The sequence below is a fragment of the Streptomyces sp. NBC_00669 genome, assembly GCF_036226785.1.
Classification (GTDB): Bacteria; Actinomycetota; Actinomycetes; order Streptomycetales; family Streptomycetaceae; genus Actinacidiphila.
In genome coordinates this window covers 9,283,328-9,307,213 of sequence record NZ_CP109018.1, presented here as the reverse complement: position 1 = coordinate 9,307,213, position 23,886 = coordinate 9,283,328, and the positions used below count along the sequence as shown (strand labels likewise).

Here is a 23,886-nt window from a genome sequence, read left to right as displayed (position 1 = left end):
GCGTTGACGTGCACATTCCTACGCCCGTACGCTGATGGTTCGTGAAGGTGTGAGGAAGCCGGTGGGAATCCGGCGCGGTCGCGCCACTGTGTACCCGGTCGCCTCCAGGGGCGTTCCGGGAAGTCAGACACTTCGCCGTCACGAAGCCCCATATGACCGAGGGACGCAGCATCCCCGAAGGAGGCACCACCGTGAGTTCTCTGTCCACCCACACGTCGTCCGACGCCACGCCGGTCGTCCTGCCCGTCTCCAAGGCCGTGCTCTGGCTGGCCGGCACCACGATCCTCGCGCTCGCCGTGTACTACTTCATCGGCGTCGACCAGGGCGCGGTCTCCGTGTTCGGCAGGGACATGCACATCCACGAGTTCGTGCACGACGCGCGGCACTTCCTCGGTTTCCCCTGCCACTGACGGCCCTCACGGCAGGCGGACAACTCGACATGGAGAAGCGACTCATACTGCGCGGCGTGCTCGCCGGCGCGATCGCGGGGCTGCTCGCGTTCGTCTTCGCCCGGATCTTCGCCGAACCGCAGATCAACAAGGCGATCGACTACGAGAGCGGGCGGGACGCGGCGCAGAACGCCCTCGACAAGGCCGCGGGCCTGCCGGTCTCCCCGGCCGGCCCCGACCTGTTCAGCCGCACCGTGCAGGCGGACGTCGGTATCGGCGTGGGGCTGATCCTCTTCGGCGCCGCGATGGGCGCCATCTTCGCGGTGGTGTACACGGTGTGCCTGGGCCGGGTCGGCAACGTCCGGCCGCGCACCCTGGCGCTGCTGGTGGCCGGCGGCGGCTTCCTCGGCTTCTACCTGGTGCCGTTCGTGAAGTACCCGGCGAACCCGCCGGCGATCGGGCACGAGGACACCATCAAGGCCCGCACCGGGCTCTACCTGATCATGGTGGTCTGCTCGATCACGCTGCTCGCCCTGGCGGTGTGGCTGGGACGGCGGCTCCAGGAGCGGTTCGGCACGTGGAACGCCACGCTGCTCGCCGGCGCGGCCTTCCTGGTCGTGATCGGCGTGGTGATCGGCCTGCTGCCGGCGCTGGGCCATCTCGCCACCAACCGCGAGCAGTACGGCAACCACGGCACCGAGACACCGGTGCCGCTCACCGACCCGCACGGCCGGATCGTCTACCCGGGCTTCCCGGCGGACGTGCTGTTCAAGTTCCGGTTCTACTCGGTGGCCGCGCAGTTGCTGCTCTGGTCGGCGATCGGGCTGGTCTTCGGGCCGCTGGCGGAGCGGGTGCTGAGCCCGGCGCCGGCCGGCCGGGCCGTCCGGGCGCCCCGGGCCGACCCGGTGGAGGCGTGACGGCGCGCGCCGCGCACGGCCACCCGGCCCTTCGGTGACATGGTGGCGCGGTGAACGACGATGACGTGAGGGCGGCCCTGGCGGAGCTGGGGCCGTTCTTCGCGGTCGAGGCGATCAAGGCGGTCGAGCCGGTCCAGGCGGCTGGGAGGGCCGAGGCGGCCGGCGAGGGCCCTGGCCCGTGGCGGTCGATGGCCGAACTCGCCGACCCGGCCGACCCGGCCGACGGTAGCGGGGTGCTGGCCGCCCGGGTGGCCGCCGTACGGGGGGTGCTGGCGGCGGGCGGCGGGCAGCCGGCGGAGGCGGTCGAGGAACGGGTGGCCGCGTCGGTGGTCCATCTCGGCCTGGTGGCGCGGCTGCTGTCCCCGTACCTGGCGCTGGCGGTGCTGTACGGGCGGGTGCCCGGGCGGGTGCGGCTGGCCGATCTGCGCTGGCGGCCCGCGCTCGGCGGACCGTACCCGCTGGCGTTGCCGCTGCCGCTGCCGCCCGGGACGGACCACATGCCCGGGACGGCCGCAGATCGTACGGGCGTCGCGGCCCTCGGTACGGGCGCTGACCTCGGTACGGTCACGGACATCGGTACGGGCGCGGACCTCGCGGCGCTCGCCGACCGGTTCTCCGCCGCGCTGTGCGAGGGCGCCGTGCGCGAGGTCGAGTCGGCGTGCGCGGGGTTCCGCGTGTCGCCGCACGTCCTGCGCGGCAACGCCGCGTCCGCGGTGAACGGCGCGGCGCGGATGATCGCCGCCGCGCGCCCGGACGCCGCCGCGCGGGCCGAGGCGCTGACCGGGCTGCTGCTGGAGCGCGGACGCTTGCGCGGGAGCGGACGGCGTACCCCCGGTGGCGGGTTCCGGCGCAACAGCTGCTGCCTGATCTACCGGGCGGCGCCCGGGCACGCGGGCGCGTTGTGCGGGGACTGTGCGCTCTCGCGTGTCCCCGTGCGCCCGGGATGAGCCTGGTCGGAGCGATGGGAGTACGCCGACGCCCGCTTGTTGCAAGCGAGTCGCAACAAGTAACGTGTCGCGTTGAGAAGTCCCCGTCCCCTCGCAAAGGACCCCACGTTGAGTTCCACCATCGAGGCCCCCTCCGCTCCGGTGTCCCGCCTGCACCGGATATCGGCGTCGATGTCGCGCGCCGAATGGACCCGGTTGGGCGGCATGGCCGCGTTCATCGTGGCGCTCCACGTCATCGGCTGGTTCACGCTCGCCGTGATCGTCGCACCGCACCACTACAAGACCGGCACCGGGGTGTTCGGCGTCGGCATCGGGGTGACCGCCTACACGCTCGGGATGCGGCACGCCTTCGACGCCGACCACATCGCGGCCATCGACAACACCACCCGCAAGCTGATGGGCGAGGGCAAGCGGCCGCTGTCGGTGGGCTTCTGGTTCTCCCTCGGCCACTCCTCGATCGTCTTCGCGCTGGCCTTCCTGCTCTCCATCGGCATCAAGTCGCTCGCCAACCCGGTCGAGCAGGACAACTCCGGCCTGCACAACGTCACCGGCTGGGTCGGCACCACCGTCTCGGGCACGTTCCTGTACGCCATCGCGCTGGTCAACCTGCTGATCCTGGCCGGGATCTGGAAGGTCTTCCGGCGGATGCGGCACGGCGAGTTCGACGAGGCCGCGCTGGAGGACCAGCTCAACAACCGCGGCTTCATGAACCGCCTGCTCGGCCGCCTGATGAAGTCGGTCACCAGCCCCTGGCAGATGTACCCGATCGGCCTGCTCTTCGGCCTGGGCTTCGACACCGCCACCGAGATCGCGCTGCTCGTGCTGGCCGGCTCCGGCGCCGCCTCGGGCCTGCCCTGGTACGCGATCCTCTGCCTGCCCGTCCTCTTCGCCGCCGGGATGTGCCTGCTCGACACCATCGACGGCTCGTTCATGAACTTCGCCTACGAGTGGGCGTTCTCCAAGCCGGTCCGCAAGGTCTACTACAACCTCACCATCACCGGCCTGTCCGTCGCCGTCGCCCTCATCATCGGCACCGTCGAACTCCTCGGCCTCGTCGCCGACAAGGCGAACCTCCACGGCGCCTTCTGGGACTGGGTCGGCGGGCTCGACCTCAACATCGTCGGCTATGTCATCGTCGGCCTGTTCTTCCTCACCTGGGCCGTCGCCCTGACCGTCTGGAAGTTCGGCAACATCGAGGAGAAGTGGTCCACCGGGCTGCGTGCCACGGACACCCCCGCGGAATAGGGCGTGGCGGCCGGACCGGCAGGTCCGCTACGGTCAGATCCCGGCCGTGGAGTGCCGGGTCCCAGGGGGTTGATGCCGCGGTGACCGGTTTCGACGGGCGCGGGTTCGACGAGAGCGGGCGCTCGATCTGGTCGGGGCGGGCCGTCGCGTACGCGGAGTCCTTCGCGGCGGTGTGCGCGTATCCGATCGGGGCCCTGCTCGACGCCGTCGGGGCCGGTCCCGGCGTCCATCTGCTGGATGTCGGCACCGGGTCGGGGAACGTCGCCGCGGCGGCGTACGCACGGGGCGCGCGGATCACGGCCGTCGACGCCGAACCGGGCATGGTCGAGCTCACCGCGCAGGCGGTGCCGGCGGCCGACGTCCGTGTCGCCGAACTGCCGGTCCTGCCCTTCGCCGACGCCACCTTCGACGCGGTGACCGCCAACTTCGTGCTGGACCACGTCGGCCGGCCGCGGCGCGCGCCGGCCGAGCTGAACCGGGTGACCCGGCCGGGCGGCCGGATCGCGGTGACGGTGTGGTGCGTACCGGCCGGGAGCGGGCAGGCCCTGCTGGGACGGGCGACCGAGGCCGCCGGCGTGCGGCGCCCACCCCACCGAGCGGTGCTGCCGCCCGAGACCGACTTCCCGCGCACCGAGCGGGGCCTGCTGGACCTCCTGCCGTCCGCCGGCCTCGCCCACCCGTCCTGCCGCACCCTCGCCTGGGACCATCTGACCTCCACCGGGCAGTGGTGGCAGGGCGCGGCGTCGGGCGTCGGCTTCACCGGTCACCTCATCGCCGCCCAACCGGCCGCGACCCGGGCGGAGATCAAACGGCACTTCGATCTGCTCAGTGCGGGGTTCACCACTCCCGACGGCCGGCTCGCCCTCCCGCACCAGGCCCTGCTCGCCGGCGCGACCGCCCAGCCGGGACGTACCGGTACCCCGGACCGGTTGACCGTCCCCGGCCGGGCCGTCGCCGGGCGGTCTCTCACGGAACCGGCCCTGTCGCTCCACGCGTCTTGTGTGCCATGGCTTCCGACCGGCAGCAGGACCACGCGGGCGGGTCCGAAAGCGTCCGGCCGAGGTCGCCCGCCACGCCCACCACCCTCGCCGCGCCCGGCGAGCCCGCCCTTCCCGTCCCCAAGAGCCGAGCGGACACCCGGGGCGAGGAGTTGGTCGGAGAGGCCACGGAAGGCGGGCCGATCATCGTCGTCACCGCCATCGCGCTCAAGCCGCGCGTCCGCGACGCCCTCGCCCAGCGCCTCGGTCCCGGTCACATCCTCCTGGACATCCGCCACGCGGGACCGGACGCCGACATCGTGCTCATCCCACCCGCCAGCGCCCAGCTCCTCGGCCACCTGCGCCGGCAGTTCCCCCAAGCGCGCATCCTCGCCACCGAGTTCACCGACGACAGCTACTGCGCCGACTTCCGGGGCCCCATCAGCCACATCCTCGACAGCGACATCGACGGGTACTTCATGGCACCGACCCTCGACGACCTGGCGCGCGTCACCCACAGCGTCGGCCGAGCCGTTGCCGGAGCCCTCGCCGGCGGCACGGGAAGCGGCTCGCGGCGTCCCGTCGACTTCCTCGCGGCCAACCGGCGCCTTCTGCTGGAGAGCGGCCACGCGGCCGAACCGAGCCCCACCGATCCGAGCCCCGCCGAACCGAGCCCCGCCGAACCGGACCAGGCCGAACCGGACCAGGCCGATCCGGGCCAGGCCGACGCCCCCGCGGAGGGCGGGGTCACGATCGATCTCGACGCGTGGGCCCGCACGCTCGAAGGCAGCGCGCCGATCCTGGCGGGCCTGGCATGGCCGCTGATCCTGCAGTTCCTGCGGCAAGGTGTGCCGGTCACCGTCGTCGGCGGCCCGCCCGGGAGCTGGACCGACCGGGCACGCACGGCAGGGGTCCAGGTCCGTCCCTCGTCTCGGCGGCTCCCCGGCTGACGTGCGGGCGCCGGGCACCTGGTGCCGGGGCGGGACCCACGAGCCTCACAGGGGGTTGAGGCGAGCCTTGAGCAGGCAGAACTCATTGCCCTCGGGGTCGGTCAGGACATGCCACGACTCCTCCCCCGTCTGGCCGATGTCGGCTGGGCGCGCGCCCAGCCCCAGCAGGCGTTCGAGCTCGGCGTCCTGGTCCCGGTCGGTGGCGTTGACGTCGATGTGCAGCCGGGACTTCCCCGGCTCCGGCTCGTCCCTGCGGCTGAGGAAGATCGTCGGCTGCGGACCGCCGAACCCTTCGCGCGGCCCGATCTCCACCGAGCCGTCGTCCTCGCGATCGAGCACGACGAAGTCCAGGACCTCGCACCAGAACCGCGCCAGCACCTCGGGGTCGCGGCAACCCAGCACGAGTTCACCGATACGACACGCCATCACGCAACCTGCTCTCAGCCAGGGAACCGCGGGGGAACCGCCGGGGAACCCTCTCGCCCACCCGTGGGCGCCCGGCGGAAACCAACCCCGCGACCGTACCGGACCGGCCGAGCGCGGGCGAAGCGATTTCGGGGCCCGTCCGCCAGGACGTCGGTGCGGCCGATACGAATGTCGAGAGCGCGGTCAGGCGAAGGTGATGACGCTGCGCCCGTGGGCGGTGCCCGCGTCCATCGCGTCGAGCACGGACGGCGCCTGTTCGAGGTCGACGGTGCTGATCTCGGGGAGGATGCCGTGCTGTACGGAGAACGCCAGGGTGTCCCGCAGGTCGTGGGGCGAGCCGGACGGGTTCGCCACGATGTGCAGCCGGTTGAGGATCATCAACTGGGCGGGCGGGGAGAAGGGTTCCGTGTTGTAGCCGCACAGCACGAGCGTGCCGTCGGGCGCCAGCCCGCTCATCGCCGCGACGGCGGGCGCGTTGGAGGGAGCCGCGTTCAGGACGACGTCCGCGCCGCCGTCCCACGCCCGCAGGGTCTCGCCGGGGTCCTGGTCGTCGGTGGCGACGAACAGCTCCGCGCCCAGTGCCTTGGCGGCGTCCTCACCGCGCCGCGACCGTGCGACCACCGCGACGCGGGCGCCCATCGCCACGGCGTAGCGGATCGCCAGGGCGCCGATGCCGCCGGCACCGACCACGGCGACCCTCGACGAGGCGGTCGCCCCGCCCTGCCGCAGGCCGTTGAAGGCGGTCAGGCCCGCGCACATCAGGGGTGCGGCGGCGATCGGGTCGAGGCCGGCCGGAAGGGGCGTGGCGAACCCCTCCTTGAGGACGGTGTACTCGGCGTACCCGCCGTCGACCACCACCCCCGTGATCCGCTTGCGCGGGCACAGGATCGGCTCGCCGCGCGCACAGTAGTCGCAGTGGCCGTCCGAGTCGTGGAGGAACTGGCCCCCCACGGCGGTCCCGACCTCGGGCCAGCTCACCCCCGGGCCGAGCGCCGCCACCACCCCGCTGATCTCGTGCCCGGGGACGACCGGGAACGCGGCGAACGGGTACTCGCCCTTGAGGAGGTTCAGATCCGAGTAGCAGATGCCGCACGCGGTGACCTTCACCAGCAGCTCGCCGGGTCCGGGTTCGGGGACGTCACGCGTGGTGAGGGCGAGCGGTTCGTGAACTCCTGTCGCAACAGCGGCACGCATCAAGTCCTCCAGAGATCGAGCCAGTCCGCCGGCCCGCGACCCTCCGCGCCGCTCCTCGGCGCTCCTCGGGCCCTTCACGGTGGGCCTCAGCCCGGCACCCGGAGATCCCGCGCAGCCGTTCCCAGGCTAGAACGGACAAAACGGGCACGCAATGCTGAAGGGAGCCTGCCCCTGGGCCCGCCCCTCGCCGCCCGCTTCCGACCCCACCGCGGGGTCACGGCGGCGCCCGGACCCCGCCCCGGCCACCGCCGACGCGTCCTGCACCGCGCGATACCGCACGAAAGCCTCCCTCGGTGAAGGCCGGGCAGAGCGACCGAAGCGCGGGGACGGGCGACGGGCTCGCCCCTCGGGCTGTCGGGGCCGTGCCGGCGAAGGCCGGCTGAATCGTCGGCGCGGCCAGGGTGCGGCGTGGCCAGGGTGCGGCCATGGCTGTCATGGATGTCCGCAACGATTCCAAGGGTGAGGAACTTGGACACTCGAAGATCAGCTGGTGGCCGCCTTTCCATGCGGACGCCAATCCGAACGCCGGGGCAAACCGCCCGATCGGGTCCGACCCGCCACACCACTTCCGGAGACGCGACCGTCGCCGGTGCCGTGGGGATATTCGCTGGCGCTGCCCGTGTGCCCGGATGCATCGTGCGTCCTTGGGTATTCCGAGGCGGGGAGGACGGCGTGAAGACGAGACTGCGCGTGTTGCGTGTCGGCAACCGCAGATGCGCGTGGACAGCCACGATCGGCCATGTGCCGGGCGATGGCGACTGCCACCGGGTCATCCGCTTGCGTGTGTGGGGCTCCGGGAAGAACGGCCGAGTGCTGCAGGTGGACCTGCTGTCGAAGACCCCGTCGGGACCCTGGGGCGCCTGCGCGACGGACGGCGCCCATCCGACGTCCCGCGATGTGCGGGCGGTCGTCGAATACGCGCTGGCCCACGGATGGGAGGCTGACGAGGTCGGAGGGAGGTTCCTGCTGACCGAGAACGAGCACGCCGCAGCATTCGAGCTCGCCGACTTCCTGATCACTGATCGAGTCCGGGACCCGGACGCGCCGGACCCGAGCGCGCGGGTGCTCGCGCTGCCGCGCGGTGTGTCTGCTCGGTGACCGCGCCGGACGTCAGCCGCACGAGCCGATCACGGTGGTCCGGGCGGCTGGTGGTCGCGTCACCGGCCGGGCCTGAGTGAGCGTGGCTCGAAGATGGACGATCTCCTCGTGCCGGGCCGAGAGCCGGGCGAGTGCCGGGCGAGTGCCGGGGCGCGGAATTCGGGCAGGTCCCCGTTCGCGTTCTGCGACGCGACCAGGCGTGCCTTGACCCCAGCCACCGGCCCCGACAGGTAGTGCGCGGCCGCGAGCACCTTCCGCAGCGTCGAGGTCGTCCCCGCCGGCCGCGCCGGAGTCGGCACGCCGCCAGATCCCGGGCCACGCGCTCCGAGGGCCCAACCGGCGGCGCCGGGTCCTTCATCCGCATCTGATACAGCTCCGAGGCCCGCACCCCGACGATGTAGATCGACGTCGACATCACGTGGTCCCCGCACGCCACCGCCCCCTTGCGGGCGTGCGCCGACTCCCGCCGCAGGCCGGCGAAGAACCCGCCGATCGCCCGCGTCGACGACGGTACCCGCAGGACGAAGTCACCGCGGTGTGCGTGCCTGGTTGAACGGGTCGATCGGCGAGTCGACCGCCGCCCCGAACCGCCGGAAGATCCCGCGCGCGGAGCGCTGCTCCCGGAACGCGAAGAAGCGGTCGATCCGGCTCAGCGGCCCCGGGGAGGAGAGGGGGACCGTCGGGACGCGCGGGCGCCGCCGATCGACGGATCAGCCGCGCTCGGGGGATGCCTCGCGCAGGTCGATCGAGGAGGACGCGAACTCGCCGGCGAGGCTCAGCGCCTCCTCCTCGCGTTCCTCGGTGGGGGTGAGCCGGCTGCTGGTGGTGCGGGGGATGCCGAAGAGGGCCAGCAGCGCGGCGAGCAGGAAGAAGGCGCCGCCCAGGCCGAAGGTCCAGACGAAGGCGCTCTCGGTGGGGAGCGAGACCGGCCCGGTGGGCAGGCGGTGGGTGGCGACCTGGCTCGCGAGGATCGTGACGACGAGCGCGCTGCCGATGGCGCCGCCCACGGTGCGCATGATGGAGTTGATCGAGTTGGCGACCCCGGTCTCGTGCGGGCCCACGTTCATGACCAGGAGCGTCGGCATCGACGCGTACGCGACGGCGATGGCCGCGTTGCAGATGATGACTCCGACGATGACCTCGGCGGTCGTGTCGTGGAGCACGGCCAGCAGCGCCATGCCGACCAGTCCGATGACGCAGGCCAGCAGCAGGACCAGTCGCGGGCCTATTCGGGCGACGAGACGGCCGGCCAGCGGTCCGGTGAACATCGAGACGATCGCGCCGGGGAGCATGAAGACGACGCTGGTGCGCAGGATCGACGCGGTGAAGCCGTACCCGGCGACCGCGTCCGGGGTCTCCACGAAGTAGGTGATCCCGAGGAAGACGCTGAACATCGCGAAGCCGATGCACAGCGCGGCCAGGTTGGTCGCGAGGACGGGCCGGCGGACCAGCAGGGCGAACGCGACGAGGGGTTCGCGGGTACGGCGCTGCAGGACGATGAAGCCGGCCAGGATGACGACCGCGGCGACGAAGAGCCCGATGACCTTTGCCGAACCCCAGCCCCACGCGTGCCCCTGGGACAGCGGCAGGAGCAGGCAGACGAGCCCGACGCCCAGGACCGCGGCCCCGCGGTAGTCGACCCGGCCGCCCTGGCCGGGCAGCCGCGGGATCGCGATCGCGGAGAGGACGAGCACCACCACGGTCATGCCGACGCAGAGCCAGAAGATCCGCCGGTAGTCGGCGCCGCCTTGTGTCAGCAGGCCGGTCGCGACGAGGGCGATCCCGCTGCCGACGCCCAGCGCGGAGGCGGTGACGGCCATCGCGCCGGTCAGCTTCTCCTTCGGCAGCGCCTGGCGCAGGACGCTGATCGCGAGGGGGAAGAGCCCGAAGCTCGCGCCCTGCAGGACGCGCCCGGCGATCAGCAGCTCGATGCTGTGCGTGACTGCCGCCAGGATGCTGCCGGCCAGCGTCACGACCAGCGCCGCGAGGATCACCCGACGGTGCCCGAAGACGTCGCCGAGCCGGCCCAGCAGGGGCGTCACGGCGGAGGCGGTGAGCATGGTCGAGGTGGTGACCCACCCGACGGCGGTGGCCGACGCGCCCAGTTGCGTACCGATCTCCGGCAGCACCGGGACCACGAGCGTCTGGATCATGGAGAGAAGGAAGACCGCCGCCGCCATGGTCACGACGACAAGGCGCGCCGGGACCGCTGGTTCGACCCCGGCCGAGGTTCGTTCATCAGGCATGGGGAGCACAGTAACGCGCGGACTCGACGGATGTCGATTATTGCCGACGCCCGTCGACAACACAGGACGGGAGGCTAGGATCGGGGCATGGCATCAGACACCGGCGTCCGTCCCGCCAGGCGGCGCGGCCGGCCGAGCAAGGGCGAGTTGCGCGAGGAGCGGATTCTCGACGCGACGCGGCGCCTGGTCGGCGAGCGCTCGATGGCCGACATCACCATCGACGAGATCGCCGCCGCGGCCGGCATCTCCCGGACCAGCTTCTACTTCTACTTCCCGACCAAGCAGGCGGTGCTCGCCGCGCTGATGGACCAGGTGTGGGAACGCCTCGGCCAGACCCACGTGTGGTTCGGCAGCGGGGGTCCCAGCCCGGACGAGCTGGGCGAACAGCTCCGGCGAGTGGCCGGGATATGGCAGGAGAACAGCAGGGTCCTCGCCTGCGCCATGCCCAGCGGGTTCGCCGGCGGCTACCCCCCGATGGAAGAGCTCATGGGCCGCGCGAAGCAGCGGTTCGTGGACGGCGTCGCGGAGAAGATCCGGCGCGACCGGACTGCCGGGCACGCCCCCGAAGGCATCGACGCCGCCGTACTCGCACGCATGGTGTCGGTCGTGCGCGACCACAGGCTCGCGGAGATCGTCGAACTGCCCGAGGCCGAACGGGAACGCGCCCTGGACGACCTGGCCGGGGTGATCCTCCGGATGATCTACTGACCCGCCACCGTCCCTCCGACCCGCGCGCGTGACAGAGGGCCCGCGCGTGACCGCGTGACCGCTGGTGACCGGTGGGAGCGACGACCGATCCCGACCTGCCGCGGCTGACGCGAACCGGAGGGCGTCGGCCCTGTCGCGGCCCCAGGCCCCAGGCCCCGGGCCCCGGGCGCACACACTCGCCGCCCTGGATACGGCGCTCCGCCGGTCACGCCGAGTCGCCGCTCCGGATGCGGGCGTCCGCGGCCTCCCGCAGGATGGCAGGGGCGCCGACGTCCCAGGTCGCGTCCGCGAAATCCCCGCCCCGACACCCCGGCCTCGGCCTTCCGGAGCACGACCCACCGGGCCGGAGCCGGAGCAGCGCGGCACCACCCGGCGCCGGTGGTACGCGCATCGCCCGGCGCGTCCTGGCCGTGCCCGACGGTATCGACCTGTTGCCGGCGCCGCCCGAGGGCCGCGCAGCGACCTGAACGCACCTCCCCGGACGGGGAGTCGAGTACCCGGGCAGCGTCACCGGACCGTACCGCTCCCCGATCGACCCGCGGCGCGGCGCCGCCCGCGCTGACCGGACCGGCCGCAGCCCGGCGCCCTTCACAAGGAAAGAGGCACCCATGGAGATCACGATCGTCGGCGCGGGCAAGATGGCCCGCGGCATCGGCACGCGCGCTCTGGCGGGCGGCCATCGGGTCCGCCTCGTGGACAACACCCGGGCCAAGGCGGACGCTCTCGCCGCCGACCTCGGCGGGGGTGCGAGCGGCGCCGACTTCGACGCGCTGGACGGCGCCGACATCGTCGTGCTCGCCGTGCCGTTCGAGGCGGCGAAGAGCGTGGCCCGCGAGCACGCACAGGCCCTCGCGGGCAAGGTCGTGGTGGACATCTGCAACCCCGTGGACTTCTCCACCTTCGACTCGCTCGTCACCCCGCCCGGCGAGGCCGCCGTCTCCCTGATCGCGGCCGAGGCGCCGCGGGCCCGCTTCGTCAAGGCGTTCAACACGACCTTCTCGACCGCGCTGGTGGCGGGCGAGGTGGGCGGGCTGCCCCTGGACGTCTTCATCGCGACGGACGACGACGCGGCGCGGTCCGCCGTCACCGAACTCGTCAGCAGCGGCGGCCTGCGCCCCGTCGACGCGGGCCCCCTGCGCCGGGCCCAGGAACTGGAGGCGTTCCAGTTCCTGCACATGACGCTCCAGGGCCGGCTCGGCCTGAACTGGTCCAGCGCGATCAAGATCCTGCCGTAGCCCCGAGCCGCCCCGCCACGTCCGGCGGTTCCGCGTACCTCGCTCCCCTGCACTCTGACTACGACGAGCCACCCGGGCTCGCGTCGGCGGGCTGATCGAGACCGGCGTCATCGCCCGTGTGACGGGGTGGGCCCTGTCCGCCGGAGCCGACCTGGCCCAATGCCACCGCGATCGGCGCGCCCGCCGACTCCTCCGCCTCCGCTTCGATGTCCTCGACGCCGCTCGGCCGTCCCGCCCACGTCCCACGTGCCTACATCGCTGCGGTGGTCAGCAACGTGGCGCCGCCGGATGCACGAGCTCCGACCAGTACGGCGTGCTGCCGTCCCGGCGCAGCCGTCCGCTCCGAGCGGGTGCGGCCCCACCCGTCCGGCGCGTGCCTCCGGAGCTGCCCCCGACTGCGCCTTCCACGTGTCGCCTACTGCTGAGGGACTGCGGCTTTGCTGCTCCGGTCACTTCAGGGTTGCGAGGGCGGCCCGTGCTTTGGGGGCGAGCAGGGGGCTGAAGTGGGGGTTGATGGCGAGGGCTTGGGTGAGGTCGTCGCGGGCTGAGGCGTTGTCTCCGAGGGATCGGTGGATCATCGCGCGGTGGTAGTGGAAGAGGGCGTTGCGGGTGCCTTGGGCGAGGGCCTTGTCGGATTCGGCGAGGGCTTCGGTGTCCTGGCTGTTGACGTGCAGGGCCCAGGCCAGGGCGTCGTAGGTGTCCATGAAGGGGCGGGTCTTGATGCCTTGTCGGGCGATGGTGAGGGCTTGCGCGGCGTTGCCGTGGTCGGCTTCGAAGAGGGCGGCGTCGGAGTCGAGGGCGACGCCGTTGGTGCTGAAGAGTTTCTGTTCGGCGCGGAAGACCTGGTACTGCTGTTCGGCCTGCCGGGTGCGGCCGAGGGACTGGTAGAGCTCGCCGAGTTGGAGGATGTACTCGGGCTGGGGAACCCGTCCCACGGCCTCGGTGAGGTCGGTGATGGCCGCGCCGGTCTTGCCGAGAGCGGTTTCGGCTCGGGCTTTGGCCTGGAGGAGGGCGGTGTAGGTGGGGGCGATCCGCAGGCCGGTCTCCGCCTGGTGGAGTTCGGTGGCCGGGTCACCGTTGTTGAAGGCGAGTTCGCCCAAATAGTAGTAGGCGAATGCCTGGTCGGCGGGGCCTGCGGAGTCGTCGAGGGCACGTTGCATGTCGGTCCGGGCGGTGGGGATGTCGCCGTTCAGTTCCGCGACGTAGGAGGCGCGGGACAGGGAGGGCGATCCGGGCCGGATGTCGACCATGTGCTGGACGGCGTCCGCGGCGTCGGAGTACCGGCCGAGTTGGGTGTAGGCGTCGGCGAGCGTGCCGTAGAGCGAGGAGTTGTACGGGTTGGCGGCGAGAGCCCGTTGTGACCAGGTCAGTGCCTGGGTGAAGTGGTGGCGGCCGGCTTCGAGGGCGGCCATGCCGCCCATCGCGGTGAAGTTCCCCGCGGACTGCAGGGCCAGTGACCGTTTGAGGACGCCTTCGGCCTTGGGGTAGTACGTCGGGTCGGCGGTGGCCTTGGCCTGCTGGACGTAGTCGAGGCCGAGAGTGGCGAGCGCGACGGCGTCGTCCGGGGTCTGGCGCAGGTGGGTCTGGATGCCGGTGATGTCGGCGGCGAGGGGATCGGCCGGAGAGGCTGCCGCCCCTGCCTCGGCGGCAGGGGCCGCTCCGTGACCGGTCGGCGCGGCGGGCCAGGGGGCCAGTCCCACGCCACCGGCGAGGAACAGCCCGACTCCCAGGGCGGTGGTGAATCCGGCGGCCAGTACGGTGCGGCGCCGCGAGGGGCGCCTGCGAGGCGATGTGGTCAATTCCTGCTCCGGGTGGGTGTGGTGGGGGCCGTCGGGTGGGGCGAGGAAGTGGCGGCGCGGCCGGCGAGGGTGGCGTAGACGACGACGTTGTCGCGGTATCCGCCCTGCGCGTGGTCGTAGGAGCCGCCGCAGGTGATCAGGCGCAGGGCGGGGGCGCCGGTCAGTGCGTAGACCTGGCTGTCGGGGAAGTGGTCCTTGTCGTAGAGCCGCAGGGCACGGACGGTGAACGCGACGCGGGTGTGGTCCGCGCGGTCGACGGTGATCGCGTCCCCGGGGCGCAGCGAGGAGATGTTGTAGAAGGCGGCCGGGCCGGTCGTGGAGTCGACGTGGCCGACGATCACCGCGGCGCCCTGGTCGCCGGGCCGGGGCCCGTCACTCCACCATCCGACCTGGCTGGGCTGCTGGGGTGCGGCGAGGTGGCCGTCCTGCTGGACGTCGAGCCGGGTGAGCGGGTCGTCGAGGGCTATCCCGGCGATCCGGATACGGGTGGGCGGCGCGGCGGACGGTGCCGGTGCGGCCGCGCCCGCGGTCGGCAGGGCGGGCAGTGCTCCTATGTCCGGCGCGGCCCGCGGATGGGGCCGGGAGACGAGCCCCCAGGCACCGACCGCGGTCAGGACCAGTCCGGCGGTCACCGCCAGCGCGGCGGCGGTCAGCGGCAGGGTCAGCCCGCGCCGGGGCCATCCGCCCTCCGGTGCGGAGGACGGACGGCCGGTGTCGGCGGGGCTGGTCACACCCGGCTCGTACGCCGCCGGCGCAGGGCCAGGACGCCGGCCGCGGCCAGCAGGGAGCCGCCGCCCAGGGCGGTCACGGGCACGATCGGGAAGCCGCCCTTGAAGGCGGTGCCGCCGAAGCCGGCGCCGACGCCGCCACCGGGCTGCACGGAGTCAGCCTGGTTCACCGCGGCAGTGTTGGGCAGCGCCACGTACGGGAAGGTGGACCCGGGCTGACGGTAGGGGGTGTTGACCCCGTCACCGGAGGCCAGTCCGGGAACGATCTTGCCGGTCTGCGCAGCGCCTTCGAGGGCCTGCAACTCGATGTCGACGACGTCGTCGTTCAGCCGACGGCCGTTGGGGAAACCGCCGAGGTCCTGGCCGAGCACGCCGAGCCGGTTGGGCGTGGCGGTCGGCGGGACGGACATGTTCAGCCGCAGTTCCTCGGACGGGGTGAAATTGGCCTTGTTCACGTCGGCGTTGAGCAGCTGCGAGTTGAGGTCGGCCTTGATCGGCCCGCACGCCTTGCAGACACCGGTCAGGAAGATCTCCACCAGGTCGTTGCGGGGGGTGGCGGGCGCCGGGATGCCGTAGATGCTCTGGATGAGCTTCGGCACGATCGGGTTCTTCACCGCGTTCACGACCGGCGTCACCGTGTGGTCCTGGTCAGGGTTGAGGGTGTTGAAGGCGTCCTTGTAGTTCAGCGGGACGACCACCTCGTTGACCAGCGGGTTGCCGAGCCGGGAGACCTGGTGCCAGCCCGTCGCACCGTCCTTGCCGGGCAGCGCCTTGGCCGGCGCGTCGGCGTTGACGGCGTCGTCCGCGCCGGAGTTGGCGGTGCGTTGGGAGGCGCTGCCGTGGGAGGCGGTGCCTTCGCTGCCCTTGCCCGCCGACGAGGCGACTTCCGCGCCCTGCCGGTCGGTGGTGGACCAGACGCCGATCACCGGATTGCGGGTGGCGTTGTGGTTCAGCGCCAGGTCCTTCTTGGGGACCTGGAGCGCGATGGTGTTGACGTTGTAGCCGGCGAGCGTGTTGTGGCCGGTCTCCTTGAGGTTGCCGCCGTACAGCAGGTCGAAGATCCGCAGGTCGAGGAAGAACGGGTCGGCCGCCTGGCCGGCGTAGGTCCGGCCGCCGCCCGGCAGCGCGACGGTGGCCTGCTTGCGCAGCGACGCATAGTCGGGCATCGACGCCTTGCCGACGTTCGACGGTGCCGCGGGCGCGTCCTTCAGGATCGTGCGGGTGTCGCCGTGGGCGTCGGTCTCCGTCAGGGTGTACGTCTGGCGGAAGTTCAGCGTCGGGTCGTCGAGGTTGTTGACGACGCCGGTGTTGTAGAGGAACTGGTTCTGGCCGTCGCGCAGGTGGTCGGTGAAGGACCAGGTGTAGGTGGTGTCGGCCTTGCCGTCGCCGTCACTGTCGATCTTGATGTTGTAGTGGGCGTCGTTCGCGAACGGGTAGAAGTTCGGGCCGCCGTTGGGCTCCTCGAACGGAATCCAGTTCGCCACCATGGTCACCGTGTCGGGGTTGTCCGGGCTGGTGAACGCGTACACGTCGGTGTTGTCGGCCTTCGGGTCACCGGCGATCAGCGGCGCCTCGCGGTGGCTGGAGGCGGAGCTGACGCCCGGCGTGAGACCGGCGACGGCAGCGGCGCTCAGCAGGGTCAGGGAGCCGATGGTCGCGAGCACACGCTCAGCGGGCCGGGCGAATATTCTGCGGCGCGGCAGGCGGGGACGATGCATGGGTCATCCGTTCGGGGCAGGCCGTGCCCCTTCCCGGAGCGCGGCGGCGGAGATCAGAGACGCTCGAAGCCCCACACGGAAATCCTCACGGCCGCGCCACCCGTGGGCGGCGGCTACTCGAGGACCCGCTCGTTGTGCGGCTTAAGCTCCATGTAAAGGCACCACGGGTGATCGGGGGTCGCAATCCGTCGCCGCCGAACGGGGGGCGTTCCCCGCGGTATCGGGTCCATGCGGGTGGTGCCGGCACCGACCGAGCACGCGGCCTCGGTGGGCCGGCGTTCACTCGGCATCCTGCGCCTGCGGCGCGGTCACCGGGATCGCGGCGGCCCATCGCTTCTCGATGTGCGCGAACCTCCACACCAGCAGCGCGCCGGCCCACGCCACGGCGAACAGACCGACCACGACGAAGCCGACCGTGTTGAGATTCAGCGAGGAGACCCAGGACCAGAAGCCGCCGTGCAGCGCCAGCTTGTCGGCGAGCAGCGCGAGGAGTTCGACGGTGCCGATCACCAGGGCGACGGCCACCGACAGGCCCGTGATGGTGAGGTTGTAGTAGATCTTGCGGACCGGTTGGGAGAACGCCCAGCCGTAGGCGAAGTTCATGAACGATCCGTCGATGGTGTCCAGCAGGCTCATGCCTGCGGCGAACAGCACGGGCAGGCACAGGATGGCGTACCAGGGCAGGCCGGTGGCCGCGCCCGAGCCGGCCAGGACCAGCAGCGCGACTTCGGTGGCGGTGTCGAAGCCGAGGCCGAAGAGGAGCCCGACGGGGTACATCTGCCAGGGCTTGTCGATCGACCTCATCACCCGGCCGAGCAGCCGGTTCAGCAGGCCCCGCTTGTCGAGTTGCTCTTCCAGCGCCTGCTCGTCCAGTTGCCCCGCCCGCATCCTCCGCAGGACCTTCCAGATCCCCACCAGCACCACGAGGTTCACCGCGGCGATGGCATACAGGAACGTTCCCGAGACCGCGGTCCCGACCAGGCCGGTGACCGTGTGGAGCGTCGATGAGTCGTCCTGCAGCGGCCCGGCCAGGGATTTCACCCCGAAGGAGAGCAGGAGGGTGAGGCCGAAGACGATGCTGGAGTGGCCGAGGGAGAACCAGAAGCCCACCGACAGCGGGCGCCGGCCCTGACCCATCAGCTTGCGGGTGGTGTTGTCGATGGCCGCGATGTGGTCGGCGTCGAAGGCGTGCCGCATACCGAGCGCGTAGGCGGTGACACCGATGCCCAGACCGAAGGACTGCCCGCCCGCGCTGTAGTGCCCGGGCGCCACCACCGCGACGAGCGTGAACCAGCCCACGATGTGCAGGCCCGCGATGAAGCTTCCCATCGCGGCCAGACGTCCCCACTCGGGGCGGGTCATCAGGCGCGCCAAGCGGGCGAGACGCGAGGGAGAAGCTGCGGCGGGGCGGGGGGTGCGGTGGCGGCCATCGGCGCTCGTCTTTCGTCCGCAGGGGCGCGCTGGTGTCAGGGCACGAAGCTCCTTGTTGCAAGGTAGAGGCAGATACGACCACCAGGCAGGCGGTGTTAGCGCACACGGGGGGGAGAGCCCGGCCGAGCCCCGCGCGCTCGGGCGGCGCCCGTGGCCCACGGGCCAGGGCCCCGCGGGCGGCGTCCGAGAGCCGTGCGGTCGGCGCGAACAGGCCATGCATGGGGCCGACCGGGTCGTCCGGCAGGGCCGCGTGGGTGATCGGAGTGCGATGCCACGGCGTGGGAACCCCGCATCCGGTCATCACTCACTGCGTTGTCCCCTGCCCTCGACGGTCGGCGTCCGATGGCGACGCCCACGGTGCCAGCGGACCAGGCCGAATGTCCGGCCACGCCCTGAGCACGGTGACAGGCCGCACGCACTGAGCTCCCCCGCTGCTCCAGGAGGCCATCCCATGACGAAGCGCCCGCTCGCCTGCCGGGTGGCGGCCACCGCTGCCGGCGTCACGTGGCTGCTCGCGGCAGCCGTGCCCGCCGCTCAGGCCCACCCGCTGGGGAACTTCTCGATCAACCACTACACCGGGTTCACGCTGCGCCCCGACCGCGTCGACGTCCTCGCGGTGACCGACACCGCCGAGATCCCCACGCTCCAGGCCGCCCCGAGCGTCGACAGCAACGGCGACGGAAAGCAGAGCGCGGCGGAGCGTTCGGCGTGGGCAGCCGCCCGCTGCGCCGAGACCGCACGCAAGCTCAAGGTCACCGCCCCGACGCGCTTGAACTGGACGGCGGCCTCCGCCACGTTCGCCTACCGTCCGGGCCAGGCAGGTCTGCATACCAGCCGGCTCGAATGCCGCCTGCACGCCCCGTTGAACCTGACGGCCGGTCCGGTCACACTGCGCGTCGCCACCGGCGCCGACACCAGCCGCGTCGGGTGGAACGAGATCACCGCGACAGGCGCCGGCACCCACCTGCGGCAGTCCACCGTCCCCCGGAAGTCGGACTCCGACGAACTGCGACACTATCCGCGCGACCTGCTCGCCACCCCCCGCGGCGACATCACCGCACAGTTCACGGCGGTCAACGGAGAGGGCACGTCGACCACCGCCGGAAGCGGCCCCTCCGTCCACAGCGGTGGCCTGACCGCACGGGTCGAGGCACTCTCCCAGCACCTCACCGCACTGACAGGGGCCCGGCGCCTCACTGTCCCCGTCGGTCTCCTGGCCGTCCTGCTCTCCATCGTCCTGGGCGCGGGACATGCCCTGCTGCCCGGACACGGCAAGACCGTCATGGCCGCCTACCTCGCCGGCAAGCGCGGGCGGACCCGCGACGCCATCACCGTCGGCGCGACCGTGACCGCCACCCACACCGCCGGCGTCCTCATCATCGGCCTGTGCCTCACCACCTTCTCCTCACTGGCAGGCGACACCGTCCTGAACTGGCTCGGCGTCGCCAGCGGCGCGCTGGTCGCCGTCGTCGGCGCGGGCCTCCTCCTCGACGCGACGAAGCGCGCCCGCAACCAGGCCCGCTCCTCACTCGACGACGCGGCGGCAACGGACCTGCCACAACCCGCGCTCGTCGGCGCGAGCGGTCCGGCCGCGGTCGCCACCACTGCCCAGGACGCCCCGCCTCACAGCCACGACCACGTGCACGGCACCGCGGGCCACCACGCACACGACCGTCCCCACGACCACGACCACGACCACGACCACGACCACCATGAGCAGGACCACGACCACGGTGTGGGCCACGCCCACGATCACGGACACGGAAAACCGCACCGGCATGGCCTGTTCGGACACCACCACAGCCACGCACCGACCCCCTCCGGCGCCCAACCCTTCACCACCCGCGGCCTGGTCGGTCTCGGCATCGCCGGCGGACTCGTTCCGAGCCCCTCGGCCCTGGTCGTCCTCCTGGGTGCCATCGCCCTGGGCCGGACGGCCTTCGGCGCCGGACTCGTCGTGGCCTACGGCCTCGGCATGGCAGCCACCCTCACCGGCGTCGGCCTCCTCCTCGTACGGCTCGGCGGCCGGTTGGGCGGCCTCAGTGACCGGCCGATATTCGCCCTTGCCCGCCGCATCGCCCCGCACACCGCGTTGCTGACCGCCGCACTCGTCCTTGTCGTCGGCCTCGGACTGATGGCACGCAGCCTGCCGACCGTCCTCTGACCAAACGGGAGCACGACATGATCCGCCGCCCGCTCGCCGCCGCTCTCACCACCGTCTTCGCCGCGGCCGCCCTCAGCGCCTGCGCGGGCCCCACGACCGGACCGCTGGACGCCCAGACCACCACCCCCTCCCCCACCTGCCGGGTGCACCAGACCAAGCAACCCGCGCTCCCCTACACGGCGGGCGCCCACGCCGACACCATCTCCGTCCTCCAACTCATGCACTACTACACCGCCAACGGCACCAAGGCGTTCTGCGACGGCAAACCCCCCACCGACGCCGACCGCCAGTGGACGGACCTCTACACCAGGCTCGGTGGCGCGCCCGCTCACCTGTCCGCCCGGACCGTTCGCACCCCCTGAACTCCGTAAGCCTCCAAGCGCCCTCCCGACCGCTGCGGCGCCCGGCCGCAGTCCGGTTCCGGCCGTATGCGGCCCTCAACGGATGGACGCGGCGCACCGGGGGTACGCATAGCGGCGCCGCGGGAACGTGAGGTCCGGCATCGATGCCCCGAGACCGCGTTCCCGCATCGTCCAGGGGGTGAGGTCATGCCGACGACCGGACACGGGATTCTCGCGCTGATGGGCTCCGGCGAGACCAGCCCCACGATGGTGACGCTGCATCGGGAACTCGCCGCCCTGCTGCCCGCCGACCCGGACGCCCTGATCCTGGAGACGCCCTACGGGTTCCAGGTCAACCGCGACGACATCTCCGCCCGCGCCCGCGAGTACTTCCAGCGCAGCGTGGGCCTGGCCACCGTCGTGCTTCCCGACGACGCCCCGGCGGGCGCCTCGGCGCATGCAGGCCCGGACGCCGCTCGCGACCACGTGCGCAGGGCCGACTGGGTCTTCAGCGGTCCCGGCAGTCCCTCCTACGCACTCGGCCGATGGGAGGCGCAGGGTCTCGCCGAGGTCTTCGTCGAACGGGTACGCCGGGGCCACGGCGTCACGGTGATGGCATCCGCGGCAGCCTGCACCGTGGGGCTCGCCGCGTTGCCGGTGTACGAGATCTACAAGGCCGGGCACCCGCCGCGGTGGCTGAGCGGACTCGACCTGCTCGGCCCTCTCGGCCTTCCGGTCACCGTGATCCCGCACTACGACAACGCCGAGGGCCGCACCCACGACACCCGCTACTGCTATCTGAGCGAAACCCGCCTCACCGCGATGGAACGCCAACTCCCCGACGGCAGCGCCGTCCTCGGCATCGACGAGCACACCGCGCTCGTCATCGACCTGGCGCACCACCGAGCGCGCGTATGGGGACACGGCGTCCTGACCGTACGCCGCGGCGGCATCAGCACCACGGTCCCCGCCGGCACGAACTTCACGCTGGACGACCTGCGTGAACTCGTTGCCGGCGGCACGGCCGTGCCCATATCCGTACCCGGCCCGCACGAGGCCGGCGATCGACCGTCGGCGCAACCCGTACCCTCGCCCGTGACCCTCCAGGAAGCCGTCGGCGCGGCCGAGGCCCGCTTCGACACCGCGCACGGGGTCGGAGACGCCGCAGGCATGATCGAGGCGGTGCTCGACCTGGACGCGGTGATCGCCGAGTGGTCCGCCGACACCGAGGAGGACGAGGGCGGCACGCAGTGGGCCCGGACCGTTCTTCGCGGCATGATCCGGCAGCTCGGTCCGGCCGCCCAGCAGGGCATGAGCGAACCCGGCCGCACCCTGGACCGGGTCCTCGGCCCCCTTCTGGAGCTGCGCCGATCCCTGCGATCCCAGGGCGCCTACGAACTCGCCGACCGCCTGCGCGCGGCTTTTGCCGCCGGAGGCGTCGAGATCCGCGACGGCGCCGAGCGCACCACGTGGCGGCTCACCGAGGACGAACGGCCGAGACCCGCCTCTCCCCACTCCACTCCGCCGTCATACGGGTGACCTCCCGGGGCTCTCGACATGCCACTGCACATACTGCGCAATAAGGTCATGTCGCGGCCTCAGCGCGCCCCGTCGAACTGCGCACGGCCGCGACACCCGGCACCACTGCGTCGCCCGAACGCGAAGGCGGAGCTCCTCGTGCACGACACCAAAGGTCCTGTCAGACGGGACGCGCCCGCTCCTCACGTTGCATCGCCACCGGTCCTCGTCGAGGCCCTCGTGCTGCGGCACGACCCGGTCGAAGGACTCGTCTACCGCCGACTCCTCGGCCGCCTCGAACATCGGGCCGATCCCGACGACACCGCCCGCGGACTCGCGTGTCTCGACGAGGACGACGACAACCACCTCGTGCACTCCACCAGTTGGCGGGCCACCGACGAAGGACACATTGTCCTGACCTACCTCGTCCACCCGGACCCCGAGCCGAGCCGCCCCGCGACAGCGGTGGCCCCGCCCGACACGATCGCTCACGCGGCCCGACCTGGCCGTCCCACTCCCCCACGCCTTGCCACCGACCATGTCGCGACCCACGCGATCAGGCACCTCGCGTTCCTCAGCCGCACCGACCCCGCTACGACCACCCACCTGGCACAGCACCCTGACACGCGCGACGCCCTGATCGGCATCCCCGGCCACCCCGCCGGCCGCCTCCCCCGACCCGAGACCGTCGAAGCCGGCGCAAGCGCACGCCCGTAGGGACTCGCCGGGGCCAGGTGTCCCGCCGCCCTTCTCAAACTGGACGAGCGGCGGCGAGCGGCATCCGGAAGCGGCGGAACGCCTGGGTGTCCCCGTCGGCACCGTGAAGTCCCGTATCCGGGACGGCCTCGCTCGGCTGCGCAAGGATCTGGAGGGGTGAACGCGCTGCCGCCACGCGGCCGCGCCGTCCCGTGAGAAGCTGCCGGCCGGGCCCTCCGCCTTCCGCGTGGTGTCCTGCCGGGGGAGGCGTGGACCGCACGAAGGCGCCCCGCGGGGCTACTCCCGGGTCGCCATCAGGACCGTGGCGTCCAGGTCGGGGTCGTGGGCCGTGGTCGCGGTGAAGCCGCCGGCGCGCAGGGCCCGCAGGGCGGGGGGAACCTGCGGCTCGCTGGTCTCGGAGAGCAGCGTGCCGCCGGGGGCGAGCCAGGCGCGGGCGGAACGGGCGACGCGGCGCAGGAGGTCGAGCCCGTCGGCGCCGCCGTCGAGCGCGAGCGGCGCCTCGTGGTCGCGCGCCTCGGACGGGAGGAGGGGGATGTCGCCGGTGGGGACGTAGGGGACGTTGGCGGCGAGCACGTCCACCCGCCCGCGCAGGCCGGCGGGGAGCGGCGCGAAGAGGTCGCCTTCGTACACCCGCCCGCCCGCGCCCGCGAGGTTGCGGCGGGCGCACCGTACGGCCGCGGGGTCGAGGTCGGCCGCGTGCAGTTCCACCCCGGGCACGGCCGCGGCGAGCGCGGCGCCGACCGCCCCGGACCCGCAGCACAGGTCCAGCACCACCGCGCCCGGGCGCAGGAGGGCGGCGGCGCGGGCGACGAGGAACTCGGTACGCCGGCGCGGCACGAACACGCCGGCGTCGACCTCGATCCGCAGCCCCGCGAACTCGGCCCAGCCGACGACGTGTTCGAGGGGCAGCCCGCTGGCGCGCCGCGCCACCATCGCGGTCAGCTCGTCCGGGGTCCGGGCGACCTCGAGGAGCAGGCTCGCCTCTTCCTCGGCGAAGACGCACCCGGCGGTGCGCAGTGCGGTGACGACGTCGTCGGGGTGCGGCCACAGCGGTCGCGGGGAGCGGGCGAGGGGTTCCGACATGCGTGGGGTGCCTTTCGGGAAGCGTGCTGCGCTCCCCCGGCCGTGCCGGCGCCGC

Annotated in this window: 20 protein-coding genes, 2 pseudogenes and 1 riboswitch; of the genes and pseudogenes, 14 read left to right on the top strand and 8 right to left on the bottom strand. The window is 72.4% G+C overall.

Annotation, left to right across the window (positions count from 1 at the left end; translation table 11 throughout):
• Positions 1–28 precede the first annotated feature (28 nt).
• A riboswitch (cobalamin riboswitch) is annotated at positions 29–154 on the top strand.
• 37 nt (positions 155–191) lie between these two features.
• From OG896_RS39050 to OG896_RS39025, 6 genes and pseudogenes are all read left to right on the top strand, one after another.
• Positions 192–410, top strand: a complete 219-nt coding sequence (locus tag OG896_RS39050; RefSeq protein ID WP_402443661.1) for a CbtB domain-containing protein — start codon at positions 192–194, stop codon at positions 408–410.
• Between the two features lie 29 nt (positions 411–439).
• Positions 440–1,306, top strand: a complete 867-nt coding sequence (locus OG896_RS39045) for a CbtA family protein (protein WP_329373142.1) — start codon at positions 440–442, stop codon at positions 1,304–1,306.
• Positions 1,307–1,356: 50 nt separating this feature from the next.
• Entirely contained in the window at positions 1,357–2,253 is an 897-nt protein-coding gene (locus OG896_RS39040; protein ID WP_329373139.1) for a (2Fe-2S)-binding protein, read from the top strand.
• 171 nt (positions 2,254–2,424) lie between these two features.
• Positions 2,425–3,498 (top strand): HoxN/HupN/NixA family nickel/cobalt transporter, encoded by a 1,074-nt coding sequence (locus tag OG896_RS39035; RefSeq protein WP_402443952.1) that lies wholly within the window; start codon positions 2,425–2,427, stop codon positions 3,496–3,498.
• Positions 3,456–4,022, top strand: a pseudogene (locus OG896_RS39030) (class I SAM-dependent methyltransferase); the annotation flags it as partial. The gene OG896_RS39035 and the pseudogene OG896_RS39030, both read left to right, overlap by 43 nt.
• 482 nt (positions 4,023–4,504) lie before the next feature.
• Positions 4,505–5,425, top strand: a complete 921-nt coding sequence (locus OG896_RS39025) for a hypothetical protein (protein WP_329373136.1) — start codon at positions 4,505–4,507, stop codon at positions 5,423–5,425.
• 45 nt (positions 5,426–5,470) lie between these two features.
• Here the strand turns inward: OG896_RS39025 and OG896_RS39020 are convergent, their stop codons facing one another.
• Positions 5,471–5,851, bottom strand: a complete 381-nt coding sequence (locus OG896_RS39020; RefSeq protein ID WP_328459825.1) for a VOC family protein — start codon at positions 5,849–5,851, stop codon at positions 5,471–5,473.
• A gap of 183 nt (positions 5,852–6,034) precedes the next feature.
• Positions 6,035–7,045, bottom strand: coding sequence for an alcohol dehydrogenase catalytic domain-containing protein (locus OG896_RS39015; RefSeq protein ID WP_329373133.1), 1,011 nt, complete (start codon positions 7,043–7,045; stop codon positions 6,035–6,037).
• Positions 7,046–7,717: 672 nt separating this feature from the next.
• Here OG896_RS39015 and OG896_RS39010 point away from each other — a divergent pair.
• Positions 7,718–8,143: a hypothetical protein gene (locus OG896_RS39010; protein ID WP_329373131.1), complete on the top strand. Its 426-nt coding sequence runs from the start codon at positions 7,718–7,720 to the stop codon at positions 8,141–8,143.
• 710 nt (positions 8,144–8,853) lie between these two features.
• Here OG896_RS39010 and OG896_RS39005 read toward each other — a convergent pair.
• Complete coding sequence (locus OG896_RS39005; RefSeq protein ID WP_329373129.1) at positions 8,854–10,389, bottom strand: MFS transporter; 1,536 nt, start codon at positions 10,387–10,389, stop codon at positions 8,854–8,856.
• An 87-nt stretch (positions 10,390–10,476) separates the two neighbouring features.
• On the opposite strand from OG896_RS39005, the gene OG896_RS39000 reads away from it, so the two are divergent.
• Together OG896_RS39000 and OG896_RS38995 are read left to right on the top strand one after the other, a co-directional pair.
• Complete coding sequence (locus tag OG896_RS39000) at positions 10,477–11,097, top strand: TetR/AcrR family transcriptional regulator (protein WP_329373127.1); 621 nt, start codon at positions 10,477–10,479, stop codon at positions 11,095–11,097.
• Between the two features lie 608 nt (positions 11,098–11,705).
• Entirely contained in the window at positions 11,706–12,332 is a 627-nt protein-coding gene (locus tag OG896_RS38995) for an NADPH-dependent F420 reductase (RefSeq protein WP_329373125.1), read from the top strand.
• A gap of 449 nt (positions 12,333–12,781) precedes the next feature.
• On the opposite strand, the gene OG896_RS38990 is transcribed toward OG896_RS38995, so the two are convergent.
• The 4 genes from OG896_RS38990 to OG896_RS38975 all read right to left on the bottom strand — a co-directional run bounded on the left by OG896_RS38990 (position 12,782) and on the right by OG896_RS38975 (position 17,939).
• Complete coding sequence (locus OG896_RS38990) at positions 12,782–14,131, bottom strand: tetratricopeptide repeat protein (protein WP_329373123.1); 1,350 nt, start codon at positions 14,129–14,131, stop codon at positions 12,782–12,784.
• Positions 14,128–14,862: a class F sortase gene (locus OG896_RS38985; protein WP_329373121.1), complete on the bottom strand. Its 735-nt coding sequence runs from the start codon at positions 14,860–14,862 to the stop codon at positions 14,128–14,130. The genes OG896_RS38990 and OG896_RS38985 overlap by 4 nt, the downstream gene beginning before the upstream one ends.
• Entirely contained in the window at positions 14,859–16,577 is a 1,719-nt protein-coding gene (locus OG896_RS38980) for a DUF4331 domain-containing protein (RefSeq protein WP_329373120.1), read from the bottom strand. Before OG896_RS38980 ends, OG896_RS38985 begins: the two co-directional genes overlap by 4 nt.
• Before the next feature lie 279 nt (positions 16,578–16,856).
• The gene (locus OG896_RS38975) at positions 16,857–17,939 is read right to left on the bottom strand and encodes a HoxN/HupN/NixA family nickel/cobalt transporter (RefSeq protein WP_329373118.1); all 1,083 of its coding nucleotides are present in this window, start codon (positions 17,937–17,939) and stop codon (positions 16,857–16,859) included.
• Between the two features lie 520 nt (positions 17,940–18,459).
• On the opposite strand from OG896_RS38975, the gene OG896_RS38970 reads away from it, so the two are divergent.
• The 5 genes and pseudogenes from OG896_RS38970 to OG896_RS38950 all read left to right on the top strand — a co-directional run.
• Positions 18,460–20,172: a nickel/cobalt transporter gene (locus OG896_RS38970; RefSeq protein ID WP_329373115.1), complete on the top strand. Its 1,713-nt coding sequence runs from the start codon at positions 18,460–18,462 to the stop codon at positions 20,170–20,172.
• Between the two features lie 17 nt (positions 20,173–20,189).
• Positions 20,190–20,534, top strand: coding sequence for a hypothetical protein (locus tag OG896_RS38965; protein WP_329373113.1), 345 nt, complete (start codon positions 20,190–20,192; stop codon positions 20,532–20,534).
• A gap of 186 nt (positions 20,535–20,720) precedes the next feature.
• Positions 20,721–22,052: a hypothetical protein gene (locus OG896_RS38960; protein ID WP_329373111.1), complete on the top strand. Its 1,332-nt coding sequence runs from the start codon at positions 20,721–20,723 to the stop codon at positions 22,050–22,052.
• 219 nt (positions 22,053–22,271) lie between these two features.
• Entirely contained in the window at positions 22,272–22,748 is a 477-nt protein-coding gene (locus tag OG896_RS38955; protein ID WP_329373109.1) for a hypothetical protein, read from the top strand.
• Positions 22,749–22,812: 64 nt separating this feature from the next.
• Positions 22,813–22,908 (top strand): annotated as a pseudogene (locus OG896_RS38950) (sigma factor-like helix-turn-helix DNA-binding protein); the annotation flags it as partial.
• A 116-nt stretch (positions 22,909–23,024) separates the two neighbouring features.
• Here OG896_RS38950 and OG896_RS38945 read toward each other — a convergent pair.
• Positions 23,025–23,831: a putative protein N(5)-glutamine methyltransferase gene (locus OG896_RS38945; protein WP_329373107.1), complete on the bottom strand. Its 807-nt coding sequence runs from the start codon at positions 23,829–23,831 to the stop codon at positions 23,025–23,027.
• Positions 23,832–23,886: the final 55 nt, after the last annotated feature.

What these genes read in the sequence shown, in the direction of transcription:
- OG896_RS39045 (WP_329373142.1), top strand. Translation starts at nt 440, where the DNA reads ATGGAGAAGCGACTCATACTGCGCGGCGTGCTCGCCGGCGCGATCGCG.
- OG896_RS39035 (WP_402443952.1), top strand. Translation starts at nt 2,425, where the DNA reads ATGTCGCGCGCCGAATGGACCCGGTTGGGCGGCATGGCCGCGTTCATC.
- OG896_RS39025 (WP_329373136.1), top strand. Translation starts at nt 4,505, where the DNA reads ATGGCTTCCGACCGGCAGCAGGACCACGCGGGCGGGTCCGAAAGCGTC.
- OG896_RS39020 (WP_328459825.1), bottom strand. Translation starts at nt 5,851, where the DNA reads ATGGCGTGTCGTATCGGTGAACTCGTGCTGGGTTGCCGCGACCCCGAG.
- OG896_RS39015 (WP_329373133.1), bottom strand. Translation starts at nt 7,045, where the DNA reads ATGCGTGCCGCTGTTGCGACAGGAGTTCACGAACCGCTCGCCCTCACC.
- OG896_RS39005 (WP_329373129.1), bottom strand. Translation starts at nt 10,389, where the DNA reads ATGCCTGATGAACGAACCTCGGCCGGGGTCGAACCAGCGGTCCCGGCG.
- OG896_RS39000 (WP_329373127.1), top strand. Translation starts at nt 10,477, where the DNA reads ATGGCATCAGACACCGGCGTCCGTCCCGCCAGGCGGCGCGGCCGGCCG.
- OG896_RS38995 (WP_329373125.1), top strand. Translation starts at nt 11,706, where the DNA reads ATGGAGATCACGATCGTCGGCGCGGGCAAGATGGCCCGCGGCATCGGC.
- OG896_RS38980 (WP_329373120.1), bottom strand. Translation starts at nt 16,577, where the DNA reads ATGCATCGTCCCCGCCTGCCGCGCCGCAGAATATTCGCCCGGCCCGCT.
- OG896_RS38975 (WP_329373118.1), bottom strand. Translation starts at nt 17,939, where the DNA reads ATGACCCGCCCCGAGTGGGGACGTCTGGCCGCGATGGGAAGCTTCATC.
- OG896_RS38970 (WP_329373115.1), top strand. Translation starts at nt 18,460, where the DNA reads ATGACGAAGCGCCCGCTCGCCTGCCGGGTGGCGGCCACCGCTGCCGGC.
- OG896_RS38965 (WP_329373113.1), top strand. Translation starts at nt 20,190, where the DNA reads ATGATCCGCCGCCCGCTCGCCGCCGCTCTCACCACCGTCTTCGCCGCG.
- OG896_RS38960 (WP_329373111.1), top strand. Translation starts at nt 20,721, where the DNA reads ATGCCGACGACCGGACACGGGATTCTCGCGCTGATGGGCTCCGGCGAG.
- OG896_RS38945 (WP_329373107.1), bottom strand. Translation starts at nt 23,831, where the DNA reads ATGTCGGAACCCCTCGCCCGCTCCCCGCGACCGCTGTGGCCGCACCCC.